Origin of the sequence: Nonomuraea sp. JJY05, from assembly GCF_043496855.1 — a bacterium.
Classification (GTDB): Bacteria; Actinomycetota; Actinomycetes; order Streptosporangiales; family Streptosporangiaceae; genus Nonomuraea.
Window position 1 is genome coordinate 272,963 of sequence record NZ_JBIEIS010000007.1, and the last position, 23,741, is coordinate 296,703.

The window sequence follows — 23,741 nt, forward strand, 5'->3', positions numbered from 1 at the left end:
GTGAGCATTCTCAGTGGATCGTCGATTCTGATCACCGGAGGCACGGGGTCCTTCGGCAAGGCGTTCATCCGCAACGCACTCGACTCGCTGGGGGTGCGGCGCCTGGTGGTCTTCTCCCGCGACGAGCTCAAGCAGTACGAGACCAGGCAGCTCTTCGGCGACGACGAGCGCCTGCGCTGGTTCATCGGCGACGTCAGGGACCGCGACCGGCTGGCCCGCGCGATGCACGGCGTGGACTACGTGGTCCACGCGGCGGCCCTCAAGCAGGTGGACACGGCCGAGTACAACCCGTTCGAGTACGTCCGCACCAACGTCGCGGGGTCACAGAACGTGGTCGAGGCCGCCATCGACAGCGGCGTGCGCAAGGTCGTCGCGCTCTCCACCGACAAGGCCTCCAGCCCGATCAACCTGTACGGGGCCACCAAGCTGGTCGCCGACAAGCTCTTCGTCTCCGCCAACCACTACGCCGCCGCCTACGAGACCCGCTTCTCCGTCGTCCGCTACGGCAACGTCGTCGGCAGCCGGGGCTCGGTGGTGCCGCTCTTCCTGCGCCTGGCCGAGCAGGGCGCCAGCCTGCCGATCACCGACAAGCGCATGACCAGGTTCTGGATCACGCTCGACCGGGCGGTGCAGTTCGTGGTGGACTCGTTCGACCTGATGCGGGGCGGCGAGCTCTACGTGCCGCGCCTGCCGAGCATGCGCATCACCGACCTGGCCGAGGCGCTGGCGCCGGACAGCCCGATCTACGAGATCGGCATCAGGCCGGGCGAGAAGCTGCACGAGGAGATGATCGGGCCGGACGACGGCCGCAGGACGCTCCGCCTGGCCGACCGCTACATCGTCCAGCCGACGATCGCCACCTGGGGCTACACGCCGCCGCAGACCGGCGAGCCGCTGCCCGAGGGCTTCTCCTACCGCTCCGACACCAACGACGAATGGCTCGCGGTGGACGACCTGCGCGCCATGGTGGCCCGCTGATGCTCCCCTACGGGCGGCAGTCGATCACCGAGTCCGACGTCGAGGCGGTCGCCGAGGTGCTGCGCGGCGACTGGCTGACCACCGGGCCCGCGGTCGGCAGGTTCGAGGCGGAGCTGGCCCGCTGGACCGGCGGCGTGCCGTGCGTCTCGGTCACGTCGGGGACCGCCGCGCTGCACGTCGCCTACGTGGCGGCCGAGGTGCGGGCGGGCGACGAGGTGGTCACCTCGCCCCTGACGTTCGTGGCCACGGCCGCCACGGCCGCGCTGCTGGGCGCGCGGGTGGTCTTCGCCGACGTGCAGCCCGACACGGGCAACCTCGACCCCGACGCCGTCGCCGCCCTGGTCACCCCCAGGACGCGGGCCGTCACGGCGGTGGACTACGCGGGCCATCCCGCCGACTACGACGAGCTGCGCGCGGTCGCCGGCCCGGCCGGGGCGGTGCTGGTGGCCGACTCGGCGCACTCGATCGGGGCCGCGTACAAGGACCGGCCGGTCGGGGCGCTGGCCGACCTGACGGCCTTCTCGTTCTTCCCGACCAAGACCGTGACCACGGCGGAGGGCGGGGCGGTGGCGGCGGCCGACCCCGAGCGGTTCCGGCGGGCCGCCCGGTTCAGGAACCACGGCCTGGTCAGGGAGCCCGCCGACCAGCGCGATCCGGACGTGGGCGGGTGGCACCAGGAGGTGCACGAGTTCGGGCTGAACTACCGGCTGCCCGACGTGCTGTGCGCGCTGGGCGTCAGCCAGCTCCGGCGGTTGGAGCGCTTCCGCGAGCGGCGCTCCGAGCTCGTCGCGCGCTACAACGCGCTGCTGCGCGACGTGCCGGGGCTCACCCTGCCCGCGCAGCGCGCGTACGTGCGGCCGAGCTGGCACCTCTACCCGGTCAGGGTCCGCGACGGCCGGCGGCGCGAGGTCTACGAACGCATGCGCGCCGCCGGCATCGGCGTGCAGGTCAACTACCTGCCGGCGTACTGGCACCCGGTGTTCGAGGACCTCGGCTACCGGCGTGGGCTCTGCCCGCGGGCCGAGGCGTACTACGCCGAGGAGCTGTCGCTGCCGCTGTTCCCCGACCTGACCGACGCCCAGCAGGACCGGGTCGTGGAGACCCTGGCGGCCGTCCTGCGCTAGCGCTCCGCCAGCAGCAGGCAGCCGTCCTCGCCCCGGTCGACGAGGAAGCGCCGGGCCGCGACGGTCGCGACCGGCCGCTGCCCGGTCCGCACCAGCGGGCGGATGGGTTTGCCCTGGTCGATGACGACCTCCCACCACGACTCGTGGCCGATGCTCTCGTCGATGTCGGCCAGCGGCACCCGCGCGTGGAAGTCGCGCCCCGCCAGCGCCACCGGGAAGTACATCTCCTCGCCGTCGCTCCTGCGCCGCAGCCGCAGCACCGGCTCGCCGTCGCCGATGTCGGTGATCTCCCCCGAGAACACCAGGTCGCCGCCGTCCACCCGGCACTCCCCGATGGTCGCCCGCGCCTTGCGCAGGCGCAGGCCCCACGCGCCCTTGGCGCTGCGGATCGGCACCAGCCACACGCCGGACCTGCGCCTCGGCGCGGGAACCACGGGCGGCAGCCAGCGCGGCCCGGCCACCCGGCCGTCGAGCCGCAGCCCATGGCCTCTGAGCTGAACGCGCAGGTCCCAGCGACCGCGCCGGGCGAGCTGCGCGGGCTTCAGCGCGGCCGGGTCGAACGCGAAACGGAACGGGAACGCATGCTCCGGCAGCGTGCCGCCGTCCTCCTGCACCACGTTCTCCCAGGTGGGCGCGCTCTCCTCGTGGGACAGCGGGATGGTCTCGCCGGTCCTGCGCTCCTCCAGCCAGACCCGCACCCGCATGCGGCGCAGCTCCCCCAGGTCGAACCGGCCCACCGCCACCCGGCCCGCGCCGCAGAGCACGCTGTCCCGCCAGTCGAGGTCGACCAGCCGGGCGGCCAGGGCCAGCTCGCCGGAGACCTCCGACAGGTGCGGCGGCATCGCCGGGTGCCTGCCGTACCAGCGCCTGCGCAGCAGCCCGGCCGCGCCGACGCGCGGCTGCAACTGCCCGCAGCGGTCCTGGGTGAACACGTACGCCAGCTCGCCCAGGCGCCGCCGGTGCAGCAGGTGGACCTGGAGACGCTGCGCGAACGGGATGCTCTGCCAGGCCTCGCGCGACACGCCGTCGAGGTAGCGGACGATCATGTCGAGCAGGGCCGGGTCCGCCGTCGTGCCCATGGCGGCCATGGCCTCCACGGCGACGGCCATGTCGATGTCCAGCGTGTCGCGGTCGAAGTCCGCCTTGAGCCCCGGCGCCCCGCGGACCAGCACGGAGGCGGTCTCCAGCACCGACAGGAAGCGGTCGCGCAGGTTGTCGGGCTCCAGGCAGCGCTGGGTGATCGAGGTGCCCGGCTCGTCGCGCTGGCGCCAGTGATAGACGATCGAGGCCAGCACGTCGACCGACCCGGCTCCCACGTGGGCCGCCATCGCGACGGGCTGGTCCTCGTACATGCGCTCGGGGAAGCTCAGGCCGAGGCGTTCCCAGAAGGAGCGGCGGTAGACCTTGTTCCACAGCATGCGGTCGCGGACCAGCAGCGGGTGGCGGGTGATGTGGGTGCTCTTCACGGGCTTGGCGAACGCCTCCCGGTGGGCCCACGACGGGATGAGCAGGTTGCGGTAGAGCCGCATGACGTTGCCGCAGGCCAGATCGGAGCCGGTGGCTTCGAGCGAGGTCACCAGGCGTTTGAACGCGTCGCGCGGCACGGTGTCGTCACCGTCCACGAAGGCCAGGTAGCGGCCGGTCGCCCGGCGTACGCCCACGTTGCGGGCGCGGCCCACGCCCAGGTTGTCCTGCCTGATGAGGCTTATCCGGCTGTCGTCTGCCCGCCTGGACTCGACGACCGCCGGGCCGCCGTCGCCGCTGCCGTCGTCGACGCAGATCACCTCTAGATCGCCCAGCGTCTGGGCGGCGATGGAATCCAGGCAGGGTCCGATGTACTTCTCGACGTTGTAGAACGGAACGATCACCGAAAGAACCGGCACACCTATTCCTCTTCCTTTTGTCCTACGTCCTTTTGTCTGCGTTCAGCCGGACAGGAGGCGGATGACCCTGCGGGCGACCTTGCCGGGGCGCGCCAGGCGGCGGGAGAGGCGATATCCGAGCGTCCTGCGGAAGGCGCTGGCCTTGCGCTGGGTCCTGCGCAGCTTGGCCTTCGCCCTGACCAGCTCGCGTTCGCGGTAGGAGAGCTTGGTCTCCAGGCGCGAGATCCTGGCCAGCGCCGCGGTGAGCTGGTCGGCCAGGCGGTCTCGGGCGCCCAGCAGATCCCGGTACGTGGGCGCGTGCTCCGCCACCTCGGCGGGGCAGCCCAGCTCCGCGTCCAGCTTGCGGGCGCGGTCGAGGTCGCCCTGGTCGCAGGGGCGGCCGGCCATGCCGCACAGGGTCAGCGCGAGCTGGTCGGCCTCCAGCGGCCACGGCCACGGGTGGTGGTGACCGGCCGCCAGCAGCCTGACCGCGAACCGCCACAGGATCCGGCACAGGACGACTCTCGGGGCGGGCGGGGTGGACGGGCCGGCCGAAGGGCTGATGGCGGCGAACCGCTCGCCGTCGTACACCAGGCTGTCGGTCGCGGCCGACACGTCGCCGCCCGCCTCCAGCCATTCGGCGAGCCGGGCCAGCAGCTCGCGCACGGTCCTGACGTCCTCGCGGGCGCACGCCTCGACGAGGATCTCCTCGACGACCCGGCCGGCCGGGACCGGCCGCTCCTCGCCGTCGGGCAGCCGCCTGGCGCCGCCGCCGGTGAGCTCGTACAGCGCGGAGCCCTCCTCGACCAGCCCGAGCGGCAGCTCCGCGCCGTCATCGTCGCCGGGCGCGGCGGTGGCCACGGCCAGCCAGAGCGGCGCCAGGTCCTCGCCGAGCCCGTGCCGGAACACCAGGCGGGTCAGCCGGAGCGGGTCGGCCACCAGCATGCGGTCGCCGCCACGCGCGCTCAGCGGGAACGTGAGGGCGTCCGGCAGGTCGGCGGCCAGCGCCTCGCGGGACAGCAGCGCCCGGGGCGCCTGCCTGCCCGGATATGCCGCGTAGCACCGCCGCACGCGCAGCCCGGCCGACTCCAGCCCGCGGTCGAGCGCCTCGGGACCGCTGGGGTAGCTCGGGTCGAAGCCGTGCGGCGCCCACTGGTCGTCGGCGCCCTCCCGGTCGGCGGGCCTGGCCTCCAGGAACCGGTCGACGCCCAGGTCGTTGCGTACGCCGAGCACCAGCCGCCCCCCGGGCGCGACCAGCTCGGCCAGCGCCGCCAGCGACTCGCTCCACGCCGCCGCCGGAGCCTCCGCGGAGTGCGTGCGCAGCAGCCCGTCGAGCGCCAGCACCAGGTCGTACGGCTCCTCGGCGGCGAACACCTCCAGCCGCCCGCAGAACACCGCCAGCCCCGGGTGCCGTTCGCCCAGGGCGCAGGCGTCAGGATAGGAGCGCAGCAGCGCGGCCGCCGACGGCGCCCGCGCGACCACGTCGTCCACCAGCACCTGCGGATGCGGGCCGACCAGCAGCACCCGGCCGCTGTCCGGGACGAGCCGGCCGACCAGCTCCAGCGCCGCGCCCCGCCAGTCCGTGATGCCGCCCATGTTGGACATGTCGGACCACAGCAGCATCTCCCCGCCGATCAATCGAACGTTCTCGGGCGCCTCCCCGTTGATCACGTGCGCGCCCCCCGCTTCCATCCGAACATTCGCCGTAGCTCCTCCGGTGTCGCCTGATACTCGAATCCCAGCTCACGCCGCGCCACCTCCGACGCCAGCTCGGTGTCGACGCGTGTGCCGTGCAGCTCCGGCCAGAGCCGCATGCGGCGCGCCGTCCCCCCGTACTCGGGACGCTCGTCCTCGAACTGCATCGGATCCCCGTACACCGCCACCTCGCATCCCACCGAGGCGCCGTAGAACAGCGCGCTGCCGAGCCGGTTGGAGGCCACCCTGCGGTGGCGTCGCAACTGGACCAGCTGCTTGCGCAGGAAGTCGCGTCCCTTTCCCTCCCACCGGGAGCCGCGCTCGCCATGGCAGATGACCCGGAATCCCCTCGATTCGTACGCCCGCCGAATGTCCGGATTCGCGAATTCCAGCCAATAAAGGCAGACCGTGACCGGACCGGTCTCGACATTTCGGATTTCGTCGGCCAACCGGGCGTGGTCACCGCTGACGGAATGCTTTTCCCAGCCATGAAAGGGATACCAGATCGTACCCTTGCGTTCAGGGACCACGCCCAGCTCAGGCTCCAGATGAAGGAGGTAGATCCACGGCGCACCGATGAGGTAGTGCCCCCTGCGGCCCATCGACCAGCCTCGGCGACGTAGCACGTCAGACCAGACGAAACGGGGATATCCGGGGCTGCACCAGTGGTCGTTGGGCGGAAATCCGTGGAGATAGTTCCATCCGTGCTGAAGGAAGCCCTGGATGCGTTTCGGCGTCTCATCCGGCAGGCCGCAGTATCGGCCGATTATGCGAGAGTGCCCGTACCAGTGATTGGATTCGTCCATCATTTCCCCCGTACGGTGGACCGTGTCCCGTCCGACATTCCCAGCCCTCAACGGGTGCCACGCCTCGTTATACGGTTCCATTACCCGAGAGGGGGCCTTGGTTTTCTCCTGGCTCGCAATTCCCGCTACACTACGTCGTGGCTTGAGGACAGAGAGTGAGTGATCATGAGTCATCTCGACCGCCTGCGGGCCGTCTTCCGCGGTGCGCTCAACCTTCCGGCCGACGCCGACGTCGACGGGCTCGAATACCGCGCCATCCCCCAGTGGGACTCGCTGGCCCACATGGCGTTGATCGCCGCGATGGAGGACGAGTTCTCCGTCATGATCGACACCGACGAGATGATCGACATGAGCTCGTTCGCCGAGGCGGCCGGGCTGCTGGAGAAGCATGGCATCGGCGCCGCCGCCATCTGAGGCCAGGGTCGTCCTGGTCACGGGCTCGACGGCGGGCATCGGCCGGGCCGTGGCGACCACGCTGGCGCGGGCGGGCCACGACGTCGTGCTCCACGGCCGCGACGAGGAGCGCGCCGCGAAGGCCGCCGCCGAGGTCGCGGAGGAGGCCGGCGGGGTGACCGACTCGGTCGCCTGCGACGTCGGCGACGCCGCCGCCGTCTCGGCCGTGATGCGGCAGATCTACCAGCGCCACGGCCGCCTCGACGCCCTCGTGATCAACGCCGGCATCCACGCGGCCGGCCCGCTCGGCATGGCCCACCACGACACGGTCGAGCGGCTCTTCCAGGTCAACGCGGTCGGCGCGACGTACACGCTGCAGTCCGCGCTCAGGCTGCTGCGGCGGGGCAGCTCCCCCGCGGTGGTCCTGGTCTCCTCGATGATGGGCCGCATGGGCGGCCCGGGCCAGGCGGTCTACTCCGCCACCAAGGCGGCCGTGATCGGCCTCACCAAGGCCGCCGCCAAGGAGCTGGGGCCCACCGGCATCCGGATCAACGCCGTGGCCCCCGGCTACATCCAGACCGACATGCTCGCCACGCTCGACAAGGAGAGCCGGGCGGCCACGGCCGCCGCGACCCCGCTCGGGCGGCTCGGCACACCCGCCGACGTCGCCCGCGTGACCGCGTTCCTGCTCTCGCCCGACGCCGGTTTCGTCACCGGCCAGATCATCGGCGTCGACGGCGGGCTGGTGCTGTGATGATCCCGCACCCACAGGCCCGGCTCGTCGTCGCGGGAGAGGCGGCGGGCCTCGGCGGCGACGAGCTGGCCGGCCACGTCGCGCGCACCGCGGAGGCCCTGACCCGGCTGCGGCCCGGGCTGCTGTTCTGCGGCATGCGCAACAACCTCACGTCCGTCCTGCGCTACCTCGCCGCCTGGCGGTCGGGCCGGCCGATCGCGCTGCTCGACCCAGACCTGGCTCCCGGGGCGCTGGCCGAGCTGATCGGCCGGTTCCGGCCGGCGGCGCTGGTCGGGTTCACGCACGCGGCCGACGGCTCGCCGCCGCGCCGCGACGCGCCCGAGCCGCATCCCGACCTCGCCGTGCTCCTCGCCACCTCGGGCTCGACCGGCAACCCCAAGCTCGTCCGCCTGTCGCGCCAGGCCGTGCTGGCCAACGCCACCGCCATCGCCACGGCCCTGTCCATCGTCCCCGACGAGATCGCGCCCACCAGCCTGCCGCTCCACTACAGCTACGGCCTGTCCGTGCTCAACAGCCACCTGGTCGCCGGGGCGACGGTGATGCTGACGGAGGCGGGGCTGCTGGAGCGCTCGTTCTGGACGCATCTGGACGCCCACCGGTGCACGTCGCTGGCGGCCGTCCCCTACCAGTACGAGATGCTGCGGCGGCTGCGTTACGACCGCTCAGAGCACCCCGCGCTCGCCACGCTCACGCAGGCCGGCGGGCGGCTCGGCCAGGACCTGGTCCAGGAGTTCGCGGGCCAGGCCGACCGGTTCTTCGTGATGTACGGGCAGACCGAGGCCACGGCCCGGATCGCTGTCCTGCCTCCCGACCGGCTGGCCGACAAGCCGGGCTCTGCCGGGCTGGCCGTCCCCGGCGGGCGGCTGAGCGTCGACGAGGGCGAGGTCGTCTACCACGGGCCCAACGTCATGATGGGCTACGCCGAGACGGCCGCCGACCTGGCCAGGGGCGACGACCTGGGCGGGGTGCTGCGCACGGGCGACCTGGGCCGGCTCGACCCCGAGGGCTTCCTCTACCTCACCGGGCGGCTGAAACGCATCGCCAAGATCTTCGGCGTGCGGGTCAACCTCGACGACGTCGAGCGCCTGCTGCGCGGCTCCGTCCCGGTGGCGGCGACCAGCGGCGACGACCGCGTGACCGTGTGGGCCGAGGGCCTCGACGCGGCCGGCTGCGCGGGCCTGGCCCGCAGGCTGGGGGCCGAGCTGCGGGTCCATTGGAGCGGGTTCGACGTGCGCGCCGTCGACAGCCTCCCGCTGCTGGCCACCGGAAAGATCGACTATCGCGCCCTGGAGTCCCGCACATGACGGCGCCGCCACGCTCCGCGGGCGGCCGCCCGGCGCGGCGTGCCGGGCTCACGGGCGGCTCCGGCCGGGCGGAGGGTGGCGGATGAGCGTTTTCAGTCTGGCGGAGCCTCAGCGGGAGGCGGCGCTGGTGGGCGAGCTGGCGGCGCTGACCGAGCGGCATCGGCGGGCGTGCGCCCCCTACCGGCGGGTTCTCGACGCCATCCGGGCCAGCCCCCCGTACGAGCGGCTCGCGGACCTGCCCTGGCTGCCGGTGCGGCTGTTCAAGACGCACGAGCTGCGCAGCGTGCCCGAGGACCAGGTGTTCAGGGTGCTGACCTCCAGCGGGACCACCGGGCAGCGGCCGAGCCGGGTCTACCTCGACCGCGAGGCCGCCGCGACGCAGCCGCGGATGCTGGCGGCCACGCTCAGGGAGGTGCTGGGCGGGCGGCGGCTGCCGATGCTCATCGTGGACAGCCGCTCGGTCGTCCGCGACCCCACGCTGAGCGCCCGTGGCGCCGGGGTGCTCGGGATGATGAACTTCGGCAGGGACCACACGTTCGTGCTCGACGAGCAGGGACGGCTGGACGCCGAGGCGGTCAAGGGGTTCCTGGCGCGCCACGGCGGCGAGCGCTTCCTGATCTTCGGGTTCACGTTCATGGTCTGGCTCCACCTGCGCGACCTCGGGGCCGACCTGTCGCAGGGGGTGCTGGTCCACTCCGGCGGGTGGAAGCGGCTGGCCGAGCAGGCGGTGGACAACGCCGAGTTCCGGCGGCGGCTGGCGGCCGAGTGCGGGCTGACCCGGGTGCACAACTTCTACGGGATGGTCGAGCAGATCGGGACCGTCTTCCTGGAGGGGCCAGACGGCGACGGGCTCTACTGCCCCGACTTCGCCGATGTCGTGGTCCGCGACCCGGAGACCTGGCAGGAGGCCCCCGTCGGCGAGCCGGGCCTGATCGAGGTCGTCAGCACGCTGCCCACCTCCTACCCGGGCCACGTCCTGCTGACCGAGGACCTGGGCGTGGTGCGCGGCGTCGACGACGGGTGCTGGCCGGGCAAGCGGTTCGAGGTCCTGGGCAGGCTGCCCAGGGCCGAGGCGCGCGGCTGCAGCGACACCATGGGGCGTGGCTGATGCTGGACGACCCGAAGCTCGACGTGCGCTTCCCCGCCGCCGCGCCGGCCTCCGCCGAGGACCTTCTGGGTGAGCTGCGCGGCGGGCTCGACGTGGGCGACGAGCGGATACGCGAGTTCCTCGCGGCCTTCGGCAAGCGGCTGCTGCGGCCCGCGCTGGCGCGGCGCCACCCCGAGCTGGGCTCGCTCGGCTTCTTCCTGCGCCCCAGCGAGCTGGCCCGCACCGTCGACGGCCTGGCCAACGAGCACGTACGCGTCCCGCGCGGCATGGTCTTCCACATCCCGCCCGCCAACGTCGACACCGTCTTCGTCTACTCCTGGGCCCTGTCGGCCCTGATGGGAAACCGCAACGTCGTACGCCTCTCGCCGCGCTCCGGCGCGGTCGCCGAGGTCATCCTGGAGACGCTGCACGACGCGCTGGCCGACGCCGACCCCGTCATCGCGGCGACCCAGCGCATCGTCTCCTACGGCCGCAGCGACTGCGTCACCGCCGCCCTGTCCGCCGCCTGCGATTTGCGGGTGGTGTGGGGCGGCGACCGCACCGTGCAGGAGATGCGGCGGCACCCCCTGGCCCCGCACGCCCGCGACCTGGTCTTCCCCGACCGATCCTCGTTCGCCGTCGTGGGGGCGGCGGCCTGGCTGTGCGCGCCCAGGTCCGCGCGGGTCACCGTGGCCGAGGGCTTCGTCAACGACACCTACTGGTTCGACCAGGCCGCCTGCTCCTCGCCCAGGACGGTGTTCTGGGTGGGCGCGGAGGGCGACTGCGACACGGCCCGGGCCGACTTCTGCGAGCACGTGTCGCGCGTGGTCGCGGTGCGCGGGTGGGGCGTCGACGCCGCGATGGCCGTGGAGAAGCGGGTCTCCACCTACGGCCTGGCCGCCGACGGGCTGGCCGAGAGCATCGAGTTCCGGGGCAACGCGCTGGCCAACGTGACGCTGTCGGCCGCCGCCGCCGTGCCCAGGCAGTGGCTGGGCGCCGGGACGTTCGCGCACGCCAGGCTCGGGTCGCTGGCCCAGCTGGCCTCGCTGGTCGAGCGGCGGGACCAGACGATGACGCACTTCGGGTTCGCCAGGGCCGAGCTGGAGCAGCTGGCCAGGGAGCTGGGCGGGCGCGGGGTCGATCGCATGGTGCCGATCGGGAGCGCGCTGAGCTTCCACCGGGTGTGGGACGGGTTCGATCTCCCGGCCGAGTTCACGCGACTGGTGACCGTGATCAGATGACGTTCGCGCCACCCGCGGCCTGGCTCGCCCGGCGGCCGGCGTCGTCCAGGCGGTGGCTCGGGTGGTTGCCCACCGCGGTCGTGTGCGCCGGTGCGGTTGCCGTGTTCCTGTGGTGCGGGGTCTCCGCCCGCGACCTGGCCGTTTTCGCGGCCTATCTCGGGGCGGGGGTGGCGCTGCCCGGCACGCTGCTGTGGCGGGCGCTGACCGGCGGCGGGAGCTCGACGGCCGAGGACGTCGCGGCGGGGCTGGCGCTGGGGTACGCGGTCGAGGTCCTGGCCTACCTGCCGGCGAGGGCGGCCGGGGCGCCGCTGCTCGTGCTGGTGCCGCCCGCGGGGGTGCTCTGCGCGTTCGCCTGCGTGCCCCGGCTGCGGCGGCACTGGCGGGGGCGGGCCGGCAGGGAGCGCGTGCCCGCGTGGTGCGCGTGGGCGCTGGCGACGGCCGTCGCCTACCTGATCGCGTGGAGCACGGTCCAGCTCTACCGCGTGCCGATCTCCGCCGCGTACGTGGACCTGCCCTACCACCTGGCGCTGGTCGGCGAGATCAAGCACCACGTGCCGCCCACGCTGCCGTCCGTCCTGGGCGAGCGGCTCTCCTATCACTGGTTCGTCCACGCCGAGCTGGCCGCCACGAGCTGGGTGACCGGGATCGAGCCGGTGACGCTGGTCTACCGGCTGGCCACGCTGCCGATGACGGCGGCCATGGTCGTGCTGGTGGCGGTGCTCGGGCGGCGGCTGGGCGGGAGCTGGGGCGCCGGGGTCGCGGCGGCCGGGGTGGCGTACCTCCTGCTGGGCCCGGTCCTCCGGGAGGACGTGGTCTTCACGACGCGGCCGATGTTCACCGCCTGGGCCAGCCCGACGCAGACGTTCGGGGCGCTGCTGTTCGCGCCCGTGGTGCTGCTGCTGACCGGCGGGCGGCGGTGCTGGGCGGCGCTGGTCGTGCTGCTGCTGGCGCTGACCGGGGCGAAGGCCACCTTCCTGCCGCTGCTGCTCGCGGGACTGCTGGTCGTGGTGGCCGTGCGGTGGGCGGTGGAGCGCCGGGTGCCGGGGGCGTGGCTCGGCGTGGCCGGGATCACGCTGGCGTGCCTGCTGGTCGCGCAGTTCGTGGTGTTCGGGCGGGGGGCCCAGGGGACGACGATCGCGCCGTTCTCGGCGATGCGGGGACTCTATGGGCTGGTGACGGGGGTGAGGGCGCCCGAGCTGGCCGCCGTGCCGGTGACGCCGCTGCTGGTCCTGGCCGTCGTGCACCTGTTCTGCCTGCTCTGCGTGTGGGGCGGGGTGGCGTCGCTGGGCGGGCGGGCGCTGGAGCCGTCCATGTCGCTGCTGCTCGGCATGGGGGCGGCGGGGGTGGGCGCGGCGGTGGTGCTCGGGCATCCGTCGGACTCGCAGCTGTACTTCCTGGAGAGCGTGCGGCCCTACCTGTCGGTCGTCGCGGTGTGCGGGGTGGCCGGGCGGCGGGTGCCGTGGGCCTTGGTCGCGGCGGGGGCGGGGGTCGCGCTGGTCGCCGCGTGGATCGAGGTGCCGGGGGGCGCGATGGCGCGGGTGGTGGTGCCGTACCTCGTGCTCGCGGTGGTGGCGGCGGCGGTGCTGCTGTGGCGGCGCGGGGCCGTGCTGGCGGTGGTGGCGCTGCTGGCGGGGTACGCGGTGCCGGCCTCCGCGGGGGCGCTGGCCCTGCGGGTGGTTCCCGAGGACCGCGAGATGGAGATCCCCGCGGGGGCGCTGCGGGCGGGGCGGTGGTTGCGCGCGCACTCCTCGCCCGGCGACGTGGTGGCCACCGACCTGCACTGCCGCCCCGTCGAAGCGCCCGGGTGCGACAGCCGGCACTACTGGGTGTCGGGGTTCACCGAGCGGCGGGTGCTGGTCGAGGGATGGGCCTACGCCGAGAGCACGCTGTCGCGGGCCGAGCTGTTCGTCTCGCCGTATCTCGAGGTGCCCTTCGCGGATCCCGCACGGCTGGTGGCGAACGACGCGGTCTTCCGGGCGCCCACGGCGGAGAACGTCCGGCGCCTCGCCGCGGACTACGGCGTCAAGTGGCTCTTCACCGGGACGAACCCGGAATTGGGGAAATACGCGCGACTGCGCTTCCGCAATTCGACCTGCTCCGTTTACCAGCTCACCGCCCGGTAAAGGTCTCTCCCTCTCCCGGAATGCTGCAAGAGAAACGGCGCGCGCCCCGCTGGACGGCCCCAGGAACATTTCCGTGGACGTACGGCCACCGATCAGGATCAGGGACTCCTATGCAAACGCGTGCCGCGACGGAGCCGAGCCCCCGCGTTCTCGACACCACGGCCCGGCCGGCGAGCGTCGACATCGTCATCCCCGTGCTCAACGAGGAGCGCGCCCTGCCCGGCTGCGTGCGCACGCTGGCCCGCTTCCTCGGCGACGGCTTCCCGCTGCCGTGGCGCATCACGATCGTCGACAACGGCAGCACGGACGCCACGTGGCCGGTCGCCAACGAGCTGGCCGGGCAGTTCGAGCGCGTCCACGTCCGCAGGCTCGACATCCGGGGCCGGGGCGCGGCGCTGCGCGCGGCCTGGCAGGACAGCCCCGCCGACATCGTGGCGTACATGGACGTCGACCTGTCCACCGACCTCGGCGCCCTGTTCCCGCTGGTCGCCTCGGTGGCCAGCGGCCACTCCGAGATCGCCATCGGCAGCCGGCTCGCGCGCGGCGCGCGCACCCGCCGCTCGGTGCGCCGCGAGGTGGTGTCCCGCGCCTACAACGCCCTGCTCAGGTACGGCTTCGGCGTCCGCTTCAGCGACGCCCAGTGCGGCTTCAAGGCGGCCAGGGCCGACGTGGTCAGGCCGCTGATGGCCAAGGTCGAGGACGACTCGTGGTTCTTCGACACCGAGCTGCTCCTGCTGGCCGAGCACAACGGCCTGCGCGTGCACGAGGTGCCCGTGGACTGGATCGAGGACACCGACTCGCGGGTGAAGATCTTCAGGACTGCCGTCGACGACCTCAAGGGGCTGGCCAGGGTCGCCTGGTCGATGTCGATGGGCCGGGCCCGCGTCGAGGTGGCGCGGTCCGAGCTCGCGCCCACGCATCCGGACGCGGTCGTGGCGCGTCCCCGAGCGGTGACGATGGCGAAATTCACCTCGTTCGCCGCGGCAGGCGTGGTTTCCGCGATTCTGTACGCGCTCGTTTACCTGCCGCTGCGCGATGTCTGGCCGCAGGCGGTGACGAATTTCGCCGCGCTCGTCCTCGCCGGAGTCGTCGGCACCGAGGCGAACCGCCGCTGGACATTCCACCGGCGCGCCGCCACGCACGTGCGGGCGGCGACGTTCTTCCTGGCCAACTACGCCCTCACCACCATGGCCGTGCTCGCGCTGCCGCGCGGCGCCGGGCGGCTGACCGAGGTCGGCGCGGTCGCCGGCACGTACTGCCTGCTCACCTTGATCCGCTTCACCGCCCTGGACCGCTGGGTCTTCTCCCGTACGAGGAACTGATCGATGGAAACCACTGAGATCCGCCGCCTGATCGCGCTCGAGGACACCCACTGGTGGTACCGCGAGCGCCGGGCCATCCTGCGCAGGGAGCTGCGCGGGCTGGGCCGTCCCGGGCGGGCGCTGGACATCGGCGCCGCCGGCGGCGGGAACACCCGAGTGCTGGTCGAGGAGGGCTGGGAGGCGACCGCTACGGACTCGTGCGCGACGGCGGTCGAGGTGGCCAGGGACCGCGGGCTCAAGGCGGTGCGCGCCGACGCGCGGGCGCTGCCGTTCGAACCGGGGAGCCTGGACCTGGTGACCGCGTTCGACGTGCTGGAGCACGTCCGCGAGGACCACCTGGTCGTGGAGGAGATCGCCAGGGTGCTGGCGCCCGGCGGGCATGCGCTGATCGCGGTCCCGTGCGACATGGCGCTGTGGTCGGCCCACGACGACGCGGTCGGGCACGTGCGGCGCTACGCCCGCGAATCGCTGACCGTCGTGGTGGAGCACGCGGGGCTGAAGGTCGATCGCGTCTGGAGCTGGAACGTGCTGCTCCGCCCCCTCGTCGCCCGGCACCGGCGCCGGTCCAGGGGCAGCGACCTGCGGAAGATGCCGCTCCTGGTCAACGCGGGCCTGTCGGCGGTCGTGCGAGCCGAGCGGTACCTGCCGGTCAAGTCACTCAAGGGCGTCACGCTGTTCCTGCGGGCCCGGCTCGGGAGATGAGCGTGTTCAGACCGAGACGTCTGGTGTTCCACGGTCTGCGGGCATTGGCCATAGGCTGTGACCCGTGGTGATTCATGCCCTGCTGGCGGCCGTACTGGCCACGACCTCGCTGCCCGCCCAGGCGGCGACGGTCGACTGTGACCGGGTCAAGTGCCTGGCGCTGACGTTCGACGACGGTCCGGGCGAGGGCACCCCGACCCTGCTCAAGATTCTCAAGCAGGAAGGGGCCAAGGCCACGTTCTTCCTGGTCGGCAAGCAGGTGGAGCAGCGGCCGAAGATCGCCAAGCAGACGCTGGCGCAGGGACACGCGATCGGCAACCACACCTGGTCGCACGCCTCCCTGCCGGCACTGCTCGACGAGGAGATCCTCGACGAGCTCAAGACCACGCAGGACGAGATCCAGCAGGCCACGGGGCTGCGGCCAGCGATGTTCCGCCCGCCGTACGGGCACACCGACGACCGCGTGCTGGGCGTGGCCGACGAGGTGGAGCTCGCGCAGGTGCTGTGGACGGGCACGACGCTCGACTGGAAGCTGCGTGACGCCAAGAAGATCAAGGCCGCCGTCCTCAGGCTGGCCAAGCGCGACGGAGTGATTCTCATGCACGACACGGTCCCGGCGACCGTGAAGGCCATGCCCTCCATCCTCAAGGAGCTCAAGAAGCAGGGCTACCACCTCGTCACGGTGCCGACCCTGCTACGCGGCCAGAAACCCGAGCCCGGAGTGAGCTACCCCTGACAGCCCATGGGCACCGCGAAGCCAAGGCCGTGGGTCGCGATCCCGACCTTCCTGATCGTCCAGGCCGTCCTCGCCTGCTGGTGGGCGGCCTTCTACCCTGGCCTGTTCAGCCGCGACTCGGTCCTGTACCTCAGCCACACCGTCGTCGGTCCCTGGGTGAGCGACCACTCGGTGCTCTACGACGCGCTGCTGTCTCTGAGCTTCACCAAGACGGGTGACCTGGGCGCGGTCACGTTCGCGCAGACCACCGCCATGGCGGCGGCGCTGACGTACCTGGCGCAGTCGCTCAAGGCGCTCGGCGCGCCGCGCCTGCCGACCACGCTCGTGGCGATGCTCATGCCGCTGGCGCCGCCCGTGGGCGCGTTCTCGGTGACGCTGTGGAAGGACGTGCCGTTCACGATCTGCGCGATCGCCGTCGCGGGCGTGTGCGCGCGGATCGCGGCCAGACGCGCCGTCACCGTGCCCACGCTCGTCGGGCTCGGGCTGCTCTTCACGGCATTGGGGCTGTTCCGGGCGAACGGCTTCCTCGTCGTGGGCGTCGCCGTCCTCGCGCTGCTGGTGATCGTCAGGACCATGCGCGTACGGCTGCTGCTCGCCGGCACCTTCGCCGCTGCCCTGCCGCTGGTGCTCACGAATTTCGTGTTCCCGCAGTTCGGCATCATGGCCCCGGCCAAGACGTACGTCTACCACACGGCCTTCGGCGACATCGCGGTGGCGTACCGGGACCGTCCCGAGCTGTTCACCGAGCAGGACAAGGCGTTGATGGCCACCGTGGCGCCGCTGACGCGGTGGTGGGACGGCGGCACCTGCTACACGATCAACCCGCTGATCTGGCGGGGGGACTTCAGCTGGCCGCAGGCCGACGCGCATGCCTCCGAGCTGCTCGACCTGTGGAAACGGCTGCTGGTCTCCGAACCCCGCATGATCATCGAAACCCGGCTGTGCCGGGGGGCGATCGCGTGGCGGCCCGTGCAGGACGAGTTCGCCATCGGGGGGATGACGTACCGGTTCTCGCGGCGGCCCAACGCCGACACCTACGTCGGGCCGAACAAGGTGCCCGACTTCCCCGGGCGGTGGGTCTTCTCGCTGCGGCCGAAGTCGTGGGAGCTGAACCAGGTGGCCGACCCGTGGCTGACCGGGGCGCTGGCGCCGCAGTACGACTGGGTGCTGTGGCGGGGGGCGTTGTGGGCGTACGTGTCGTACCTGGCCGTGGCGCTGGGGGCGCTGGCGCTGCGGAACCGGTACGTGCTGGGGGTGGCGGCCGTGGTGGCCGGGCAGCAGCTCACGGTGCTGGCCAACATCTCGGCGCAGGACTTCCGGTACATGGCCTCGCCCATCTTCGTGGGGGTGCTGCTGGTGCCGCTGCTGGTGGGGGGTGCGGGGCGGGTGGTGGTCGCTTCGGTACGGGGGGTCGGACGCGCGCTACGCCCCAAGCCCCGGGCCCCGCTCACGCCGCCGGCACTTGCTCCGGACGCCACCGACACCGTCCCGGACGCTCTTCCAGCGATCGCCCCCGTGGCGGATGGTGCTTCGGCGGACGAGGCGTTGCCGGGCGAGCCCACGGTGAACGCCTCTACGCCGAACGCGCCGTCACCCGCCACGCCCGGGCCGGACGAGCCGGAAACCCCGGGCGAGTCGGGCGGGCCGGAAGCGCCGGGCGAGTCGGGCGGGCCGGAAGCGCCGGGCGAGTCGGGAGCGTCTGGGCGAGGGTGATGTCGCTGTTACGCGGCGGCGGGGCCGTGACAGCGCGCGGTCAGCGTGGGAGCAGCGGTGGTCGGCATCGTCTTCCTCATCGAAGAAGCACACCCTATGCACCGCTGAGGAGCCCCCGCCATGATGACCTTCGCCGCCGTTCTGCAGTTGCTCGTCGCCCTCGCCTTCGTGAGCATCCCCCTCGTACGCCACCGCTACGGCCGCGACGCGGGGATCGCCGCGGAGCGGGAGCTGGAGCGCCAGGGCGCCCCCGTCCGCGTCCTTGAAGAGAACAACATCAACTTCGACGCCGGCGGCCACGAGACCATCGTGCCCGCCACGGTCGCGCTGATCATGACGGTCCTGGCCGTGCTCAACCTCATGGGAAACCACTGGGGGCCGGTCCTGTCCTGGGTCTTCCAGCCGCTCGTGCTCGTCGGCAACGTCCTGATCCTCTACAGCCAGCTGACCGCCGCCAAGTCCGTGCAGAAGGCCTTCGAGCGCAAGGGCGACCCGATGTTGCGGCGCATCGACGTGCCGGCGCTGCTGAAGGCGGGTGGGAGCGTCTTCCCGAGCTGGGTGATGCCGGGTCTGCAGAACGTCCGGCACACGGTGGTGATGGGCGGTTCGGTCCTCGTCCTGGTGGCGTTGATCAGCGCCTGAGCCGGGACACGCGAACGCCGCGCGGGTGGGATCCCGCGCGGCGCGTTCGTGTGCGCTGTTACCAGCCGCCGTTGTGGAGCTGGCCGCGCACCGCGCCGCCGGGGAACTCCGCGGTGTGCAGGTTGACGTACCAGCCCTTGGGGTTGTTTCTGATGCCGGCGGCGACCTTGGCCGAGGCGGTGCCGGTGCCGGCGATGCCGTTGACGCCGGCCGGCAGGCCCTTCGCGGCGGCGAAGAAGTCCACGACCACCGGGCCGTTCTTGCCTTTCACGCCGCGGTGGACGTGGCCGTTCGTCGGCGGGGCGACGCCTTTCCAGGCGGTGGCGAAGTGCACCTTGGTGCCCTTCACCCAGACGAGCCACGCGGCCTGCCCGTCCTTGTCGCCGACCTTGGTGCCGGGCGCGGGCACTTCCTGGCGGCCGTCGGCCAGTGCGGTGAGCGTGTGGTGGGACGAGCCGGCGGCCAGCACCGATTCGAGCGAAACGGGGCGTACGCGGTGGAGCTGGGCGCGGACGGCGCCGCCGGGGAACTCGCCCGTGTGCAGGTTGGCGTACCAGCCCTTGGGGTTGTTCGCGATCCTGGCGAGCAGGCCGGGGTCCTTGACCGTGACGGTGCCCTTGACGGCGCTGAGCGAGGCGGGCAGCGCCGCGCCGAAGAACGGGATCTTGACGTCGCCGTTCTTGCCGGCCTTGCCCTGGTGGATGTGGAACGCGGTCGGAGCGGCCACCTTCTGCCAGCGGATCGCATAGTCGACCTGCTGCCCATGGACGCGGAACACGGCGATCGCGCTGCCGTTCCGGTCACCCACCTTCGCGCCGGGGGCGGGCACTTCGTTCGTGCCCAGCAGCGTGGCCGCCAGATAGACGTCGGTGCTCGACTGCGTGTCCGCCTGTGCCGTGGCCGGGCTGACGGAGGCGGCGATCAGCGCGGTGGCGAGCGCGAGGCCGGAGGCGGTGAGGATGCGCTTCGTCATGATTGACCCTTTCGGTTGCCTCAGGGGTGAGGCTCGGAGCGGTGTTCGACGCCCGGTTGTACGACCCGGGGCTCGTGCCGGGTTCAATCCGCGAATGTGTATAAATACGCGTTCGCGCTGGTAGGAGGCGGTTTGGCGGCTTCCTCCGGGCGCAGGCGGTGAACCCTCCCGTAAACACCCCCGTACCTGTCGAAGATCGGACTTTCCTTGCCCACGTCACGAAACCGGAGGGAGTGGTCGCATGTGGAGTCCATCGGGGGAAAGACGGTTCAGGCCGTGGTTGGGGGCGGTTTGCCTGAGCGGCAGCGTCGCGCTCGTCCTGTCAGGCTCCCCGCCGTACGCGCAGACCGGGGCGGTGGATGTCTATCTGAGCACGGTCGCGGCCGAGGGCATCGTCTGCCCGAGCGTGGCCGACAAGCTGCCTGAGGTGCCGGCCGCCGCCAAGGCGGAGGTCGACCGCAACCTCGCCCAACTCGACAAACAACTCCAGGAGGCCAACAACCGACTCGCCACCTCGACAGGACAAGGAGGCCCCAACTTCGTCCAGAACGCCATCCTGGGCCCACTCACCGACAAACGCGCCGCCGCCATCGACCGCATCGCCATAGCCATCGGACGCGTCGCGGAACGCCCCACCGGCCTCGACGAGCTCGCCACCTGCGCGCTCGGCGACTCCACCGCCCCATCCGGGGAGCCCAGCCCGACCGACCAAGCCACCCCGACCGACCAAGCCACCCCGACCGATCAAGCCACCCCGACCGACCAGGCCACCTCGCCGGAACAAACCACCGCACCCCCGGCTACCGGCTCGGCCACACCTGAGCCCAGCGGCAGCCAGACGGCGGATTCGGCGGCGCAGACCATCGTCTGCCCGAACGTGGCCGACAAGCTGCCCGACATCCCGGCCGCCGCCAAGGCCGAGGTCGACCGCAACCTCGACCAACTCGACAAACAACTCCAGGAGGCCAACAACCGACTCGCCACCTCGACAGGGCAAGGAGGCCCCAACTTCGTCCAGAACGCCATCCTCGGCCCACTCACCGACAAACGCGCCGCCGCCATCGACCGCATCGCCATAGCCATCGGACGCGTCGCCGAACGCCCCACCGGCCTCGACGAGCTCGCCACCTGCGCGCTCGGCGACTCCGCCCAGAACTCGGCGGACGCCGGGCTGTCGGCCGACGACTTCGTCGACATCCGTGACGTCCCCAAAGCGGAACAGCCGCAAGCGGGCGATAACGCCTCGACGGGCACGTACGTCTCCCAATGCGGCACCAACAGCGGCGGTCACTCCAACACCGACAATCTCATCCTCGCCCCGGGCATGTCGGACGGGGCCCAGCTCAAGCAGGACTACGTGGGCAACACGTCCACGGACGCGTTCTCGACCAACGAGAGCCTGGCCGCCGCGGACACCACCTGCCGCACCAGCGACGACCGGTCCGCCTACTTCTGGCCAACCCTGCGCGTACGCGGATCCGCCGACAAATCCGCCGACGAATCGGCTGACGAATCCGCCGACGAGGGCGACACCAACAACGTCGGCACCCCCGTACAGCCCACGTCGGTGCGGCTCGAATACCGCGGCAACCTGACCTCGGAGGTGACGGCGGCGCCGCGATTCCTCAGGATGGTCTCCGGCGACGCCAGGGCAGCCAGCAACGGCGCCGAGAACGCCCGCCCGACGTTCACCTGCACGGGCTTCACCGACCGGCTGACCGACAAGTATCCGATCTGCCCTTCGGGCAGCGACCTGGTCCGGGTCTTCGACATGCCCAGCTGCTGGGACGGACAGAACCTCGACAGCGCCGACCACCGCACGCACCTCGTCTTCCCTGACGAGAGCGGCGCCTGCCCCAGCGGCACCGAGGCCGTACCGCAGCTCCGGATGACGCTGACCTACGACGACGTGCCCACCTCGGGAGACGTCCCCTTCGCGGTGGACGGATTCGCGAGCGAGCAGAACGACCCGAGCACCGACCACGCCGGCGCCATCGGCGTGATGTCGCAGCGGCTCATGAACACCGTCGTCCGCTGCGTCAACAACGGCAAGAACTGCTGACAGCGACAGCATCGAGCCCGACCTGTGGGGAAGCAGGTGGACATGGCTCGGAGCAGCGCGCCGGCGGGTGACCGCCGATGGAGTTCGAGACGCTGGTGAAGGCCGCCCAGTGGGCGGGGGTGGAAGATCCCCGGCTGCTGGCGGCCCTCGCCACCACACCGCGCGACCGGTTCGTGCCGCCGCGCCACGCCGACCGCGCCCCTTTCGACGAACCGATCCCGATCGGCCACGGCCAGCCCACCTCGCAGCCGTCCCTGATCGCGCAGATGATCGACGCCCTGCGGCTGTCGGGCACGGAGAAGGTTTTGGAGATCGGCACCGGGTACGGCTACCAGACCGCCCTGCTCGCCCGCATGGCCCGCCAGGTGTACTCGATGGAACGCCACGCCGACCTGGCCCGGCACGCGCGGGCCAACCTCGCCGCGGCCGGCGTGACCAACGCCGAGACAGTGGTCGGAGACGGCACCGCCGGCCTGCCCGAGCACGCGCCCTTCGACGCCATCGTCGTGTCCGCCACGGCCCGGACGGTGCCCGCCCCGCTCGCCGAGCAACTCGCCGAGGGCGGACGGCTGGTCATGCCGATCCACGAGGAGCTGAACGAGACCGTCGTGCTCTTCGGCAAGCGACACGACCGCCTGGTCCAGGAACGCCTGCTGACCCCCGCCCGGTTCGTCCCCCTGATCGGCGAACACGCGGACGACCCACCGCCCGAGCCTTAGGCTCCTCGACCCCTCAGCCGGTCAAGTGCCGATGAATACGTAATGACGCGAATGACTCCGACTGACCACCGGACAGGTCCGGTAAATGTGCGAGTCAGCGAAAATGCCGCGCGCTTGTGGCAGCTTCGGGCGGCTTACGGTCATATATCGGCATCAAGGGGGTTCTGTCGCGGCTGTGCCACCCCGACCGCTACGGTATGGGGCTGAGCGCCGCCGTCGAGGCGGCGACCTCGGACGATCAGCAAAGATCAGGGGAACATTTCGAGGGAAGTTGAAGTAACGACTGCGGCCTCGCCGCGTCCCCCTACTCCTGCCGAGACCCTGGCGCGCCCGCTCTGAGGGCTTTGTGCTGGATCGCCATTTGGGCGATCGGATGGGGTCGATCCGCACTGCCCTCCAGCGGCCAATAATCTTGTCAATTAACTCCCACACTCCGTCAAACAGGCATGGATTCCGATTTATCATGACTTATCAGTCTTACCCGTTAGATCAGCCGATTCCGGCTGAGCCGCTGCCGCAGGACGCTCCCCCGGCCGAGGCCCCGAAGGCCACGCCGGAGGGCGAGGAGGACAGCGGCGGCGTCCTCGACGTACTCGAGAAGATCGGCTCGGTGGTGGTCCCGGCCGGTGTCACGCTGTACGCGCTGCTGTACATGGGCTTCAAGGAGATGTACAGCGTCTTCGGCATCACGCCCGAGCAGGCCGGCATGGACCAGTCCGTGCTCTTCGGGCGGCTCCTCGGCACCCTGCTGCCGCTGATACTGATCAGCGCCTTGTTCATCGGCCTCGTCATCGGACTGGGCTGGCTGCTCAACCTCATCACCCGCGGCTGGGCCGGACGCCTGTTCCAGGCCGTCCGGGCCCGCCCGTGGATCGTCGCCGTGATGGCCGCGATCTGGGCCGGTCTGTCCTACCTGGGCTTCCTCTATTACGTGTACACCGCGGCGGGCGAGCACCTGGGAGGCGGTGAGGTCGTCTTCGCGATCGCGCTGGGCTTCCTGGCCTACGTGGTGCCCTTCCGGCTGCTGCGCCGCAGGTCGATCGGCCGCGCCGGGATGAAGGTCCTGATCGGGGCCTTCACGGGCGTCGGGCTGGGATACCTGCTCATCATCCAGATGGTCTTCGGCGCCGTGCAGGTGCAGGAGACCGGGCAGGCCAACACGCTGCTCGACAGCCTCGGCTTCCAGGACCAGTGGGCCAGGCTCCAGGACAGCAGCGGCAAGACGCTCTACGACGGGCGCTGGATGATGCTGCTGGGCGAGTTCGAGGGCGGTTACGCCTTCTACGACTGCGACAAGTTGATGACCTTCCGCAAGTTCTCGGAGAGCACGATCCTGGTCGACATCCAGCTCGATCCCGACCGGGAAAAGGGCTTCACCTGCGGCACCCTCGCGGAAAAGGACAAGAAAGGCAGCTGACGCCTGAAAAACCCTCGTCCTGTACGGCGAGCGCCGCCGTACAGGACCGCAGGACCTCGGCATTTCCCCAAACCCCGTTAAGACGCGG

The 23,741-nt window shown here is 71.7% G+C and carries 20 protein-coding genes; 16 read left to right on the forward strand and 4 right to left on the reverse strand.

Going from position 1 to position 23,741, the window contains the following annotated elements:
* Both pseB and ACFKCF_RS12685 read left to right on the forward strand, forming a co-directional pair.
* Positions 1–978, forward strand: a complete 978-nt coding sequence (gene pseB / locus ACFKCF_RS12680) for a UDP-N-acetylglucosamine 4,6-dehydratase (inverting) (RefSeq protein ID WP_394493227.1) — start codon at positions 1–3, stop codon at positions 976–978.
* Positions 978–2,102 carry a DegT/DnrJ/EryC1/StrS family aminotransferase gene (locus ACFKCF_RS12685; RefSeq protein WP_394493229.1) on the forward strand — a complete coding sequence of 375 codons (1,125 nt, stop codon included), beginning with the start codon at positions 978–980 and terminating at the stop codon, positions 2,100–2,102. The genes pseB and ACFKCF_RS12685 overlap by 1 nt, the downstream gene beginning before the upstream one ends.
* Here ACFKCF_RS12685 and ACFKCF_RS12690 read toward each other — a convergent pair.
* The 3 genes from ACFKCF_RS12690 to ACFKCF_RS12700 are packed head-to-tail and all read right to left on the reverse strand — an operon-like array spanning position 2,099 to position 6,468.
* Complete coding sequence (locus ACFKCF_RS12690; protein WP_394493231.1) at positions 2,099–3,985, reverse strand: glycosyltransferase family 2 protein; 1,887 nt, start codon at positions 3,983–3,985, stop codon at positions 2,099–2,101. The genes ACFKCF_RS12685 and ACFKCF_RS12690 overlap by 4 nt on opposite strands.
* A 42-nt stretch (positions 3,986–4,027) precedes the next feature.
* Entirely contained in the window at positions 4,028–5,656 is a 1,629-nt protein-coding gene (locus ACFKCF_RS12695; protein ID WP_394493232.1) for a hypothetical protein, read from the reverse strand.
* Complete coding sequence (locus tag ACFKCF_RS12700) at positions 5,632–6,468, reverse strand: hypothetical protein (protein ID WP_394493233.1); 837 nt, start codon at positions 6,466–6,468, stop codon at positions 5,632–5,634. Before ACFKCF_RS12700 ends, ACFKCF_RS12695 begins: the two co-directional genes overlap by 25 nt.
* 162 nt (positions 6,469–6,630) lie before the next feature.
* On the opposite strand from ACFKCF_RS12700, the gene ACFKCF_RS12705 reads away from it, so the two are divergent.
* From ACFKCF_RS12705 to ACFKCF_RS12755, 11 genes are all read left to right on the forward strand, one after another.
* Positions 6,631–6,879: an acyl carrier protein gene (locus tag ACFKCF_RS12705; protein ID WP_394493235.1), complete on the forward strand. Its 249-nt coding sequence runs from the start codon at positions 6,631–6,633 to the stop codon at positions 6,877–6,879.
* Positions 6,854–7,612, forward strand: coding sequence for an SDR family NAD(P)-dependent oxidoreductase (locus ACFKCF_RS12710; RefSeq protein ID WP_394493237.1), 759 nt, complete (start codon positions 6,854–6,856; stop codon positions 7,610–7,612). The genes ACFKCF_RS12705 and ACFKCF_RS12710 overlap by 26 nt, the downstream gene beginning before the upstream one ends.
* Positions 7,612–8,916 (forward strand): AMP-binding protein, encoded by a 1,305-nt coding sequence (locus tag ACFKCF_RS12715; RefSeq protein ID WP_394493239.1) that lies wholly within the window; start codon positions 7,612–7,614, stop codon positions 8,914–8,916. Before ACFKCF_RS12710 ends, ACFKCF_RS12715 begins: the two co-directional genes overlap by 1 nt.
* Before the next feature lie 82 nt (positions 8,917–8,998).
* Positions 8,999–10,024, forward strand: coding sequence for an acyl-protein synthetase (locus ACFKCF_RS12720; RefSeq protein ID WP_394493241.1), 1,026 nt, complete (start codon positions 8,999–9,001; stop codon positions 10,022–10,024).
* Positions 10,024–11,244 (forward strand): acyl-CoA reductase, encoded by a 1,221-nt coding sequence (locus tag ACFKCF_RS12725; RefSeq protein WP_394493243.1) that lies wholly within the window; start codon positions 10,024–10,026, stop codon positions 11,242–11,244. The genes ACFKCF_RS12720 and ACFKCF_RS12725 overlap by 1 nt, the downstream gene beginning before the upstream one ends.
* Positions 11,241–13,367: a hypothetical protein gene (locus ACFKCF_RS12730; RefSeq protein WP_394493245.1), complete on the forward strand. Its 2,127-nt coding sequence runs from the start codon at positions 11,241–11,243 to the stop codon at positions 13,365–13,367. The genes ACFKCF_RS12725 and ACFKCF_RS12730 overlap by 4 nt, the downstream gene beginning before the upstream one ends.
* 110 nt (positions 13,368–13,477) lie before the next feature.
* On the forward strand, positions 13,478–14,689 hold the full coding sequence (locus ACFKCF_RS12735; RefSeq protein ID WP_394493247.1) for a glycosyltransferase: 1,212 nt from the start codon (positions 13,478–13,480) through the stop codon (positions 14,687–14,689).
* A 3-nt stretch (positions 14,690–14,692) separates the two neighbouring features.
* Positions 14,693–15,391 (forward strand): class I SAM-dependent methyltransferase, encoded by a 699-nt coding sequence (locus ACFKCF_RS12740; protein ID WP_394493249.1) that lies wholly within the window; start codon positions 14,693–14,695, stop codon positions 15,389–15,391.
* 64 nt (positions 15,392–15,455) lie between these two features.
* A complete protein-coding gene (locus ACFKCF_RS12745; protein WP_394493251.1) occupies positions 15,456–16,127 on the forward strand; it encodes a polysaccharide deacetylase family protein in 672 nt (223 codons plus the stop codon).
* A gap of 6 nt (positions 16,128–16,133) precedes the next feature.
* Positions 16,134–17,840, forward strand: coding sequence for a hypothetical protein (locus tag ACFKCF_RS12750; protein ID WP_394493253.1), 1,707 nt, complete (start codon positions 16,134–16,136; stop codon positions 17,838–17,840).
* 120 nt (positions 17,841–17,960) lie between these two features.
* Positions 17,961–18,482, forward strand: coding sequence for a hypothetical protein (locus ACFKCF_RS12755; protein ID WP_394493255.1), 522 nt, complete (start codon positions 17,961–17,963; stop codon positions 18,480–18,482).
* A gap of 58 nt (positions 18,483–18,540) precedes the next feature.
* Here ACFKCF_RS12755 and ACFKCF_RS12760 read toward each other — a convergent pair whose 3' ends face one another.
* Positions 18,541–19,455 carry a CHRD domain-containing protein gene (locus ACFKCF_RS12760; protein ID WP_394493257.1) on the reverse strand — a complete coding sequence of 305 codons (915 nt, stop codon included), beginning with the start codon at positions 19,453–19,455 and terminating at the stop codon, positions 18,541–18,543.
* A gap of 241 nt (positions 19,456–19,696) precedes the next feature.
* Between ACFKCF_RS12760 and ACFKCF_RS12765 the strand changes: the two genes are divergently transcribed.
* The 3 genes from ACFKCF_RS12765 to ACFKCF_RS12775 all read left to right on the forward strand — a co-directional run bounded on the left by ACFKCF_RS12765 (position 19,697) and on the right by ACFKCF_RS12775 (position 23,653).
* Entirely contained in the window at positions 19,697–21,517 is a 1,821-nt protein-coding gene (locus ACFKCF_RS12765; protein WP_394493259.1) for a DUF1996 domain-containing protein, read from the forward strand.
* Positions 21,518–21,594: 77 nt separating this feature from the next.
* Positions 21,595–22,236: a protein-L-isoaspartate(D-aspartate) O-methyltransferase gene (locus ACFKCF_RS12770; protein ID WP_394493261.1), complete on the forward strand. Its 642-nt coding sequence runs from the start codon at positions 21,595–21,597 to the stop codon at positions 22,234–22,236.
* A 463-nt stretch (positions 22,237–22,699) separates the two neighbouring features.
* A complete protein-coding gene (locus tag ACFKCF_RS12775; RefSeq protein ID WP_394493263.1) occupies positions 22,700–23,653 on the forward strand; it encodes a hypothetical protein in 954 nt (317 codons plus the stop codon).
* The last annotated feature ends 88 nt before the right edge of the window (positions 23,654–23,741 follow it).

What these genes read in the sequence shown, in the direction of transcription:
- ACFKCF_RS12755 (WP_394493255.1), top strand. Translation starts at nt 17,961, where the DNA reads ATGATGACCTTCGCCGCCGTTCTGCAGTTGCTCGTCGCCCTCGCCTTC.
- ACFKCF_RS12715 (WP_394493239.1), top strand. Translation starts at nt 7,612, where the DNA reads ATGATCCCGCACCCACAGGCCCGGCTCGTCGTCGCGGGAGAGGCGGCG.
- ACFKCF_RS12730 (WP_394493245.1), top strand. Translation starts at nt 11,241, where the DNA reads ATGACGTTCGCGCCACCCGCGGCCTGGCTCGCCCGGCGGCCGGCGTCG.
- ACFKCF_RS12695 (WP_394493232.1), bottom strand. Translation starts at nt 5,656, where the DNA reads ATGGAAGCGGGGGGCGCGCACGTGATCAACGGGGAGGCGCCCGAGAAC.
- ACFKCF_RS12735 (WP_394493247.1), top strand. Translation starts at nt 13,478, where the DNA reads ATGCAAACGCGTGCCGCGACGGAGCCGAGCCCCCGCGTTCTCGACACC.
- ACFKCF_RS12685 (WP_394493229.1), top strand. Translation starts at nt 978, where the DNA reads ATGCTCCCCTACGGGCGGCAGTCGATCACCGAGTCCGACGTCGAGGCG.
- ACFKCF_RS12750 (WP_394493253.1), top strand. Translation starts at nt 16,134, where the DNA reads ATGGGCACCGCGAAGCCAAGGCCGTGGGTCGCGATCCCGACCTTCCTG.
- ACFKCF_RS12775 (WP_394493263.1), top strand. Translation starts at nt 22,700, where the DNA reads ATGACTTATCAGTCTTACCCGTTAGATCAGCCGATTCCGGCTGAGCCG.
- ACFKCF_RS12740 (WP_394493249.1), top strand. Translation starts at nt 14,693, where the DNA reads ATGGAAACCACTGAGATCCGCCGCCTGATCGCGCTCGAGGACACCCAC.
- ACFKCF_RS12725 (WP_394493243.1), top strand. Translation starts at nt 10,024, where the DNA reads ATGCTGGACGACCCGAAGCTCGACGTGCGCTTCCCCGCCGCCGCGCCG.
- ACFKCF_RS12700 (WP_394493233.1), bottom strand. Translation starts at nt 6,468, where the DNA reads ATGATGGACGAATCCAATCACTGGTACGGGCACTCTCGCATAATCGGC.
- ACFKCF_RS12720 (WP_394493241.1), top strand. Translation starts at nt 8,999, where the DNA reads ATGAGCGTTTTCAGTCTGGCGGAGCCTCAGCGGGAGGCGGCGCTGGTG.
- ACFKCF_RS12770 (WP_394493261.1), top strand. Translation starts at nt 21,595, where the DNA reads ATGGAGTTCGAGACGCTGGTGAAGGCCGCCCAGTGGGCGGGGGTGGAA.
- ACFKCF_RS12705 (WP_394493235.1), top strand. Translation starts at nt 6,631, where the DNA reads ATGAGTCATCTCGACCGCCTGCGGGCCGTCTTCCGCGGTGCGCTCAAC.
- ACFKCF_RS12710 (WP_394493237.1), top strand. Translation starts at nt 6,854, where the DNA reads ATGGCATCGGCGCCGCCGCCATCTGAGGCCAGGGTCGTCCTGGTCACG.
- ACFKCF_RS12760 (WP_394493257.1), bottom strand. Translation starts at nt 19,455, where the DNA reads ATGACGAAGCGCATCCTCACCGCCTCCGGCCTCGCGCTCGCCACCGCG.
- ACFKCF_RS12765 (WP_394493259.1), top strand. Translation starts at nt 19,697, where the DNA reads ATGTGGAGTCCATCGGGGGAAAGACGGTTCAGGCCGTGGTTGGGGGCG.